This is a genomic window from Halochromatium sp., assembly GCF_054919635.1.
On record NZ_JBUDPI010000215.1, the window covers coordinates 1 to 6657 of the forward strand.

A 6657-nucleotide genomic window follows, 5' to 3' on the forward strand; every position below is an offset into this window, starting at 1 on the left:
GCATTGGCGAGAGCGGTTGTCATTGAAAGGGGAATGGTTGAAAGGGCAATGATCAGCGCGCGTCGATACATGGTGCAGCCTCGTTGATGGTTGTCGTCGCCGCTCGCTCCTGTCTCGCCCCCAGTCCTTTCCCCCGGAGTCCTTTGCCCCGAGTCCTTTGCCCCGAGTCCTTTGCCAGGCGTCGCTCCGTGCTGGTTCGCTCCGCGTAGGTGGCTGATGACTGGCGTGACGAGCGGTCTCTAGGGATCTGCACAGGCAGGTTGCATACCAGCTGTCGCTGTCCGCGTCTCGGTATGGGCCATCCAAGGTATGAGCAATCCGATCGGCGTAGACGCCTCGCGCGAGCAGCTGATGATCGGCGGTCAGTCTCTTTGCAGACGCGTGCGATCGGTGCATTTGCCAACGTGCCGGGTGTTTTGAGCCGGCTGTGGTTGCCGATCCGGCCGGTGTCCAGCCTGTTCCTTGCGGGCGCCTCCTTGCAAGCCCGTCCTTGCAGGCCCTTCCTTGCAATCAATGTCTAGCCGGCATTCGCCAATCCTGGCGCGTCGCTTGCGTCGTGGATTGATCAGCTCATCCGGTGCTGTGCAGCGACGAGCTGTTTGATTCGCAAATACTTTGATACCAGGAGGTTTCTCATGAAACGGCTGCGGGAAGAACGGCGTCGAGGGTCGCGGGGGCGCCTGTTAGGGACCGCTTCGTTGATCCTTGGCATTGTACTCGGCGGCATCGATCTTGATCCAGCGCTGGCAGCTGAGACCAAAGAGCTGCCGGGGACCGAGACCACGGCGAGCAGCCCTGACAGCCCGACCGGCCCGAGCAAGAGTCCGGGTATGCGCTCGGGCCACCAGGCCGGTATGGCTGCCGTTGACGAGGATCGACGGTTGGCCGAGCGCATCGAGCGACGCCTGGCTTGGGATGCCGAGCTTGCGCCCTACGATCTGGAGGTCAGTGTCAACGATGGCATCCTGAACCTCTCGGGCTCGGTATCGACCACGGCCGAGAGCCATCGAGCACGACGCATGGCGAATGAGACCGAGGGCATTGGCGGCGTTGTCAATGCCCTCTACGTCGACCCCGCCCTGGTCCCGTTCAAGAATCGATCAGTCGGGCCACCCGATGATGAGACAGTCGCCAAGCGACTCGAGGTGAGGCTGGCCCATGACCCCGACCTCGCCGACGAGACCATTGAGGTTGAGGTCGAGGACGGGATCGTCCGGCTCCACGGCACGCTGAGAGACTACTCGTCCGAGATGCGCGCCAAGCGCCTGGCTGAATCACTCTATGGCGTTGAGCGGGTGAATAGCGAGCTCGAGGTCGCTACGCCTTGACAAGAGCCTGTCCGCTGCACGGGCAGCCAGCCGCTTGGCTGCCCTGCAGGGTCAAGCAGCATTCCGATACATCGATCCAGCCCGCGGCGCTATTCGGTATTGCGGCTGCCGTTGAGCCCCATTGCATTGCGCCAGGCGCTCGGATGGCATGCCATCAGCGCCAGTCAACCACTGACAATGGAATGTCCCTGATCCACTGCTCACAACTGCACCCCGATAGCACAATCGCAAACCCAGCAAGCAGGGCAGCGCTGAGCGATAGGCCGATGCGCCAGGCCAGTCGTGGCCCGGCGATCGTTGCGCAGAGCAGGGTCTTGAACAGGGTGTTGGTGGTTAGCGCAATGAGGATGGCAATCAGCGCGGTGCGTTCACCTATCTGTTCGAGCTCCATGCGGGCGATCGAGAGCGTGATCGCGTTCAGGTCGGCGGCACCGGAGACCGCGGCGACGCCGAGCAACCCAGCGCTACCGAAGATCTCGGCGCTGATGCGCGCGACCAGCATGACGACCGCCAACAGCAGCCCGAAACGCAGTGCTTGGCCCAAGGCCAAGGGGTTGCTGACCTGTAGCGCACCGGCCTCGAGTGGCGCTCCGCGGCGCAACCAGAACGCCAGCGTTGGCACCAGGGTCAGCAAGGTCATGCCGATCAGGGGCGCCGCCAATGCGAGCGCCAGCGCGGGTTTCAGGAGCGCGACAATGACCAGGATGCGCGGAAACAGCGTGGTGTTGGCGATCAGGATGCCGGTCGCGATCAGGTTCGCCTGTGCGCCCTGATGTGCGCCCTTATGTGCGCCCTGACGACGGGCGATGCGTGCCATCTGCAACGTCAGTGCGGTCGAGGAGGCGAGTCCGGCGAGGAGGCCGGTGAGCGTTATACCGCCATTGGCCCCGAGCACCTTGATCGCGAAATAGCCGACGTATGAGATCGTGGCGATCAAGACCACCAACCACCAGAGCTCATAGGGGTTGAGGGCCTTGGCTGGTCCGTAGCCTTGGTCTGGCAAGACCGGCAGCAGGACCACGGTGATCAACAGCAGTTTGAGGGTCGCATGTAGCTCGGTTTGCTCGAGCCGCGCTAGCCAACGATGCAACTGCGGCTTGAAGCCGAGCAGCAGTGTTGCGATGACTGCGGCCGATGCGGCTTCGGTTTCATGCCCAAGGGTCGAGAGTGCGGCCAGCGCGAACGCGAGCAGCTCAGCGATTAGAGACGTGCTACCCGTCGCGGCATTCTCGCGGACATGAAGCAGATAGCTGCCAACCGCCACCGTGGCCAGTGCCACGAACAGCAGTCCAAGGACGATCGGCGAGAGCGCCTGTGCGATCACACCGCCAACGCCGCCGAGCAGGCCGATGAGCCCAAAGGTCCGAACGCCAGCTGGCTTCTTGCTCTCGGCCTCTTGCTCGCCGTGCCAGCCGCGCTCGAGCCCAAAGAGTAGACCGATCGCGAGCGCGACAGCCAGCTCTAGCAGGATACGCTGCTCCTCGCCCTCGATCAGGCCTGTCATGCTGGCGATGTTCAGATGTCGGTATCACGACCGCTGGCTTCCTTCGATTCTGGGATCAAGGTCTCGCGGTAGGCGTGCCAGCTCGCAAAGCCAAGCAGCGGTGTGACGATGATGAGGCCGAGGAAGTAGGTCAGAATGCCGACTGTCACGAGTGCGGCGATGATGAGGGCCCATAGGGTCATCGCCGGCCAGTTATCGCCCACCGCGCGCCAGCTTGCGAACGCGGCATTGATGGCATCCACGCGCTGGTCGACCAACATCGGCAGGGAGACGGCGGTGATGCGAAACACGATCACCGCCAAGGCCAAGGCGATGCCACCGAATACCAGCGCGAATGGCCAGCTCTCGCCGAACATCACCGGCAGTGGGCGCACCTCTGCATAGGTTGCCAGCACCTCATGATAGACCCCGCCGAAGAGCAGGTTCGAGAGCATGATCCAGTTGATGAAGACCAACAGCAAGAACAGGCCCATCAGCGAAAGGCCGGAGGTATTGGCGGCGAGGATGCGTTGAATCGTCTCACTGGGCTTTTCGTCTGGCGACTCACGACGCTTCGCCATCGCCATCAGCCCGACCGAGAGGATCGGACCGAGGACGAGGAAGCCGCCGAAGATGAACGGAACGAAATAGAAGCGGTTGACGCCGACGGTGAGCGATACGATCAAGAATGCCAGTGCTGTCACCGCGAGGCCGTAGAGCAGGCCGGTGACAGGTGCGGCCATGAGGTCATCGAAGCCGCTTCGCAGCCAAGAGAATGGCTGAGCAGCAGGCAAGCGCGGGATCGCAAAACGGCGCCGCGGGATCTGGCTGGTTTCGAGGACAAAGCTGTTCATGATAACTCCTCCGCTTGTTGTCACGGATGATGGTGATCTGCCAACGCGAACAGATGTTCAGCGATGGGCCTCTTCAGCGGTCGGTGGCGGCTGGTCGACGACCAGGCTCCACTCGGAGCGGTCGATGACGCCGTCGTTATTGGTATCGAGTCGGCGCCAGTCGGTGCCGATGCGAGGACTGGCATGGGCCTCGTTGGGCGTCAGCACCCCGTCGCGATCGAGGTCGAGGTCGCTGAATGGACGGGCCGGATCGACCTCGTCCTCTAGAGGCGCGATACCGGTGAGGGGCGACTCGCGCTGGGGCATATCACCCATGTTTGGCTCATTTGCCTGCCGCTCTTGACCGTCGGGCATGGTATGCGCGGCGCTGCCCTCGGTGAGGACGGCGTCGTCCTCGGCCGCTGGATCGGCAACCACGAGTGTTGCGAGACTCAGCGCTGCCACGGCCGAGGCGATGGCGACAACAGGGCGCTCGACTAGCTTGTTGTGGATCATTCAATGTCTCCTCATTGGCTTTGAGCCGGTTTGCACTCCCGACTCGACCTTGATCGACGCAAGGGCCATGCCGGCGCTATCAGGTGGCGGATTTGCACTGGCCCCTGGTCAGTTGCGCGCCAATGGCCCGGTCAATCGAGCGGCCAGTCGCGCGATCAGTCGCGCAGGGCCTTGCGCGAGGGGATACCGGCGACCTGCTCATCGGCGCGAAGTGCCTTCAGCAGGCCCCAGCAGGCGATGAGCAAAAAGGCTGTCATGGGCAGCCCAGAGGTCAGAGACGCGGTTCGCAGGGCCTGCAATCCGCCCGAGAGTAGGAGCGTTGCCGCGACCGTGCCTTCGGCGACGGCCCAGAAGATCCGCTGTGCCTTGGGCGGGTGCGGATGGCCGCCCGAGGTCACCATGTCATCGACTAGCGAGCCAGAGTCGGACGAGGTGACGAAGAACACCACCACCATCAGGGTCGCCAGGATCGATGTGAAGGTCTGCAATGGCAGCTGGTCGAGCATCGCATAGAGTCCTGCGCTGGCGTTCTGCTGCACGACGGACTCGATACCACTGTTACCGAGCACGGTGCTGTGCAACGCGGTGCCACCGAAGACAGTGAGCCAGAGGAAGGTGATCAGCACCGGCACGAAGAGCACGGCCAGGATGAACTCGCCAATCGTGCGTCCGCGCGAGATCCGTGCGACGAAGACACCGACGAACGGCGACCAGGAGATCCACCAGCTCCAGTAGAACAGCGTCCAGTCGAATTGCCATGCGCTATCCGGTCGCAGATCGAGCCAGAGGCTCTGACTGACGAACTGCTGCAGATAGGCGCCGAACGCCGAGATGAACAGCTGGATCAGATAGACCGTCGGTCCCGTGACGAGCACGAATAGGAGCAGCATGCCAGCCAAGCCGATGTTGAAGCGTGACAGCAGCCGGATACCATGCTGCACGCCGCTGACCACCGAGATCGTCGCAATGACGGTGATCACTGCGATGATCACCACCTGAATCGATTCGGTCTGGGGGACGCCCGAGAGCCGACCCAGTCCGGCGTTGATCTGTATCGCCCCGAGGCCGAGCGAGGTCGCAACGCCAAACAGGGTGCCGACAGTGGCCAGGATGTCGACGGCATGGCCGATTGGCCCGAAGATGCGCTTGCCGATCAGCGGATACAGCAACGAGCGTGGTGCCAGCGGAAGCTCATGGCGAAAGTGGAAGTAGGCGATGGAAAGCCCAAAGACGATATAGATGGCCCAGGGATGGAAGCCCCAGTGGAAGAAGCTCAGGCGCAGCGCCTCGCGGACCGGGCCGCCCTCTGCAGTCGCTGCGAAGGGCGGGTCGCTCCAGTGCATCACCGGCTCGGCCACACCCCAGAACACCAGTCCAGTGCCCATGCCGGCACTGAACATCATCGCGAACCAAGACAGATAATTGAGCTCGGGCTCGCTGTCCTGACCGCCGAGACGAATATGGCGATACGGACTGACCAAGAGCCAAAGCGCGAAGACGAGCAGCGCGGTCGCACCAAGCACGTAGAACCAACCAAAGTTGGTCAAGATGGCCGACTGCAGTGCACCAAATGTTTGTTGCGCAGCTTGCGGCCAGCCGACGCCGAGCGCGACGAAACCGATGACCACCGCGGCCGAGCCGAGAAACACGGTCGGCTGCATGGTCGACAAGATGCGCGAGAGTCTAGACACGATAGTCTCGCTTAGCTGTGCTCGGAAGTGAACGAGGGCGGGGTCAAGGGCGCCGGAGCGCCCTGATCGCGATCGGGCTAAAGGATCACGCGGTTGATGACGTGCACGACGCCATTGCCGGCCACCAGGTTGCTCTGGACGATCTCAGCACCGGCGACGCTCAACTGGGCCCCAGGTGCATCGAGCTCGAGCCGCTTACCCGAGAGGGTCTCGGTTCGGTCGGCCTGCAGCAGATCGGTGATACCGAGGCGTGCACGCACAACGTGATTGCTGACCAGGTTGATCAATGCTTGTCGATCTTGCATCAGCGCTTGGCGCTGATCCTCTGAAAGCGCATTGAAGGCAGAGTTGGTCGGCACGAAGAGGGTGAATGGGCCGTCTTCTTTAAGCACGTCGAGCATGCCCGCTTGCTCGATGGCCTGCTCAAAGGTACTGAACAGCGCCGCATCCTGGGTGATATCGAGCACCGTGCTGTCAGCGGCGGCACCGCCCGTCTCTGCAAGCTCAAAGGACGCGAACGGACCTGGCGCATCGTAGTTGCGGTCCCCGGCCTCGGCGCGGGCGATGGTTTCTTCGTCGGCGTACTTGCTGCCGAGCGTCAGGGCCGTAAGCGGTCCGAGCGCGAGCACCAGCGCGAAAATGATGGTCCAACGCTGCTGGGTTAAGAAGGTTGGCTGTTCACTCATGGGAGCATTCCTCTTATCGGCGGTTTGAGCGGAAACGAGCGTTGAGCCGACGCCTTGTGGCTCGGATCAGCGAGGCTCGAATCGGGAAGGCTTGGATCAGGTTGAGGGATCAGGTTGAGG

General features: G+C 62.6%; 6 protein-coding genes. 1 reads left to right on the forward strand and 5 read right to left on the reverse strand.

The features are described from left to right. Window positions 1–635 precede the first annotated feature (635 nt). A complete protein-coding gene (locus tag ACY693_RS12860) occupies window positions 636–1328 on the forward strand; it encodes a BON domain-containing protein (RefSeq protein WP_462322226.1) in 693 nt (230 codons plus the stop codon). A gap of 154 nt (window positions 1329–1482) precedes the next feature. Here the strand turns inward: ACY693_RS12860 and ACY693_RS12865 are convergent, their stop codons facing one another. The 5 genes from ACY693_RS12865 to ACY693_RS12885 form a co-directional block, all read right to left on the reverse strand. Continuing rightward, a complete protein-coding gene (locus tag ACY693_RS12865; protein ID WP_462322227.1) occupies window positions 1483–2832 on the reverse strand; it encodes an MgtC/SapB family protein in 1350 nt (449 codons plus the stop codon). 11 nt (window positions 2833–2843) lie between these two features. Further along, entirely contained in the window at window positions 2844–3665 is an 822-nt protein-coding gene (locus ACY693_RS12870) for a DUF2189 domain-containing protein (RefSeq protein ID WP_462322228.1), read from the reverse strand. Window positions 3666–3722: 57 nt separating this feature from the next. After that, entirely contained in the window at window positions 3723–4160 is a 438-nt protein-coding gene (locus ACY693_RS12875) for an EF-hand domain-containing protein (RefSeq protein WP_462322229.1), read from the reverse strand. 155 nt (window positions 4161–4315) lie between these two features. Then, entirely contained in the window at window positions 4316–5821 is a 1506-nt protein-coding gene (locus tag ACY693_RS12880) for a BCCT family transporter (RefSeq protein ID WP_462322231.1), read from the reverse strand. Window positions 5822–5928: 107 nt separating this feature from the next. Continuing rightward, entirely contained in the window at window positions 5929–6537 is a 609-nt protein-coding gene (locus tag ACY693_RS12885; RefSeq protein WP_462322230.1) for a fasciclin domain-containing protein, read from the reverse strand. Window positions 6538–6657 lie beyond the last annotated feature (120 nt).

Excerpts from the sequence above, each read along its gene's own strand:
- ACY693_RS12870 (WP_462322228.1), bottom strand. The coding sequence starts at position 3,665 with ATGAACAGCTTTGTCCTCGAAACCAGCCAGATCCCGCGGCGCCGTTTT.
- ACY693_RS12880 (WP_462322231.1), bottom strand. The coding sequence starts at position 5,821 with ATGCAGCCGACCGTGTTTCTCGGCTCGGCCGCGGTGGTCATCGGTTTC.
- ACY693_RS12860 (WP_462322226.1), top strand. The coding sequence starts at position 636 with ATGAAACGGCTGCGGGAAGAACGGCGTCGAGGGTCGCGGGGGCGCCTG.
- ACY693_RS12885 (WP_462322230.1), bottom strand. The coding sequence starts at position 6,537 with ATGAGTGAACAGCCAACCTTCTTAACCCAGCAGCGTTGGACCATCATT.
- ACY693_RS12865 (WP_462322227.1), bottom strand. The coding sequence starts at position 2,832 with ATGACAGGCCTGATCGAGGGCGAGGAGCAGCGTATCCTGCTAGAGCTG.
- ACY693_RS12875 (WP_462322229.1), bottom strand. The coding sequence starts at position 4,160 with ATGATCCACAACAAGCTAGTCGAGCGCCCTGTTGTCGCCATCGCCTCG.